Source organism: Arthrobacter sp. 05L45_2 (assembly GCF_056397525.1).
The window spans coordinates 1-2,109 of the sequence record NZ_JBFTNO010000315.1; the positions used below are offsets into that span (position 1 = coordinate 1).

General features: G+C 65.7%; 2 protein-coding genes and 1 tRNA gene. All 3 read right to left on the minus strand.

The window, feature by feature from the left end; all coding sequences use genetic code 11:
* The coding region (locus AC1DHD_RS15895) for an acyl-CoA dehydrogenase family protein (RefSeq protein WP_476880638.1) at positions 1-1,148 on the minus strand (1,148 nt) is incomplete at its 3' end.
* Between the two features lie 207 nt (positions 1,149-1,355).
* Positions 1,356-1,429: transfer RNA gene (locus tag AC1DHD_RS15900), tRNA-Ile, on the minus strand.
* A gap of 123 nt (positions 1,430-1,552) precedes the next feature.
* Positions 1,553-2,109, minus strand: a 557-nt coding sequence (locus tag AC1DHD_RS15905; RefSeq protein WP_476880639.1) for a glycosyltransferase, incomplete at its 5' end; no start/stop codon positions are given.

Sequence of the window (2,109 nt, forward strand, 5' to 3'; positions counted from 1 at the left end):
AGGGTGTTGATCTCGTGGGTGCCCTCGTAGGAGTAGATCGCCTCGGCGTCGGAGAAGACCTTGGCCATCTCGTAGTCCGTGACGATCCCGTTGCCGCCAAGCAGGCTGCGGCCGATGGCGACGCTTTCGCGCATCCGGGCCGTGGTGAACGCCTTGGCGAGGGCGGACTGTTCGTCCTTTGCCTCGCCGGCGTCCTCCAGCTGCGAGAGGCGGACCATCATGCCCATCGAGCTGACGGCGTTGCCCAGTATCTGCACCAGCTGGTGCTGGACCAGCTGGAAGGAAGCGATCGGACGGCCGAACTGGCTGCGCTCGACGGCGTAGCGGCGGGCGACGTCGAAAGCGGCGAGCTGCTGGCCCACGGCCTGCCACGCTACGGCCAGCCGGGTGACCTTGAGGACCTTGTTGGTGTCGCGGAAGCTGTTGKCGTTGGCCAGTTTGAAGAAGTCCGGGACCACAACGTTGCTGAGGGTGATGTCGGCGTTCTGGACGGTGCGCAGCGAGATCTTGTTTTCGATCTTCGTGGCGCTGAAGCCCTCGGTCTTGGTGTCCACGAGGAAGCCCTTGACCTGGCTGTCGGCCAGGTCCCGGGCGTAGATGACTACCCAGTCGGAGAAGGTGGCGTTCCCGATCCAGCGTTTGGCGCCGTTGAGGATCCAGCTGTCGCCCTCCCGCCGGGCGGTGGTGCGGGTGCCGCCGGCGACGTCGGAGCCACCCAGAGGTTCGGTCAGGCCGAAGGCGCCGATCTTCTTCAGGGAGTAGATATCCGGCAGCCAGGCCTCCTGCTGCTCCTGGGAGGCGAGGGCTTCGATGGAACCGGTGAACAGCCCGTCGTGCACGCCCATAAAGGTCGCGATCGAGGTGTCGGCGCGGGTGGCCTCGGCGTGCAGGATGCCGGCGAAGAGGTTGGAGTAGCCCTGGCGGCGGACCGGGCTGACCAGGTCGATCTCTGCCAGCTTAGGGATCAGCTCCATGGGGAATTCCCCGCGGTTCCAGCAGTCCACGGCGATCGGCTTCACTTCGCGGGCCATGAACTCCCGCACCTCCGCCAGCCGGTCCTGCTCCTTGCCGCTGAGCAGCTGCTCGAAAGCGAAGAAGTCGCCGTCGGCGTAGGGGAGGTTGTTGATGTCGATTGCAGCTTTGGACATGTTGTTCCTTCACTYGTGATCRGCAGYGATCAAAAGGGTACGGCGTCACGCCGCGATAAGTTACTCACCAGTAACATATCGCAGGTTCGGACCTGCTGGCAAGTATCTGGCTGCCTGTTTCGGGGCACAAAAAAGGGCCGCAGCCTGCGCATGCGCGCCTGCTGCGGCCCCGCCGGCCGGGGTGGGTCCGGTGCATCCGGATTGTTGTAGGGCTACTCGGACTTGAACCGAGGACCTTAGGATTATGAGTCCCGCGCTCTAACCAGCTGAGCTATAGCCCCGTGGGCCCGGCGACCCCGGACCCGTGGCGGGCCGGAGTGATCCGGGCAAAAACACTCTAGCAATAGTAGACGGCCTGGCCCGGGCACTAGCGCCCGGATGCGTCGGGCCGCCCCGCCGTTCGCCTAGACGACGAGGTCGTCGTAGCTGGCCCCGCGGTAGATGTCTTCGAAGGTCTGCAGCGTGCGCCCGAGGCTGTGGCTTTCCACCATGCTGCGGCTCGCCTTGCCCATGGCCGCCTGTTCGTCCGCAGGCAGCGACAGCACGCTTTCGATCTTCGCGGCGAGGTCGCCGCTGTCGTTCGGCGTGAAGAGGTAGCCGTTCTCGCCGTCGCGCACCAGGTGCGGAAGCGCCATGGCATCGGCCAGCACCACGGGGGTGGACGCGGACATCGCCTCGAGGGTGACAAGGGACTGCAGTTCGGCTGTGCCGGGCATGCAGAACAGGTCCGCGCTGAGGTAGGCCCGGCGGAGCTCTTCATCGCTGGCCAGGCCGAGGAACTTCACCCGGTCCTTCAGGCCGAGCCGGTCAACCTGCGCTTCGAGCGCGGGCCGCACCTCGCCGCCGCCGACAATCTCCAGGTGGACGTCCAGGCTGGCCGGCGTTTTGGATACGGCATCGATCAGGACGTCGATGTGCTTCTCTTCGGCGAGGCGGCCGACGAACAGGACAGTGGGGCTGG